The organism is Denitrificimonas halotolerans (genome assembly GCF_034259425.1).
Lineage (GTDB): Bacteria > Pseudomonadota > Gammaproteobacteria > Pseudomonadales > Pseudomonadaceae > Denitrificimonas > Denitrificimonas halotolerans.
The window spans coordinates 1-372 of sequence record NZ_JAXIVU010000055.1; the positions used below are offsets into that span (position 1 = coordinate 1).

Genomic DNA, 372 nt, shown 5'->3' on the forward strand with positions numbered 1-372 from the left:
TGGCTCGTTGAGCTATAGCCAACTTTTCCTCAAGGCCACGATAGAAGCGGCCCGCTTCTAGCTTGGTGCCATCCGAGCAGGTGGCTGTATCAGTTAAGCCAAGGTCAATACCGATGCGATCTTGGCCTTTAATTGGCTCGACCTCCACATCAACCACTACATTGAAGTACCAACGGCCACGGGCATCTTCATTGAAACTGGCCGAGCGAAACTTGTATTGGTTCAAACCGTAGCTGTCCCACACATTAAAATAGTGGCCGTTGTGGTAGATCTATCCGTTTTTCCATTGCGCCGCACCTGTATTGACGGGTATCCAGCCCAATGAGCGGCGTACACCACCTGATTTGCGCCAGTTCAGCCGCACTTTCTTAA

At 51.1% G+C, this 372-nt stretch carries 1 pseudogene; it reads right to left on the bottom strand.

The window, feature by feature from the left end:
* A pseudogene (locus tag TOI97_RS13245) lies at positions 1-244 on the bottom strand (RNA-guided endonuclease InsQ/TnpB family protein); the annotation flags it as partial.
* Between the last annotated feature and the right edge of the window lie 128 nt (positions 245-372).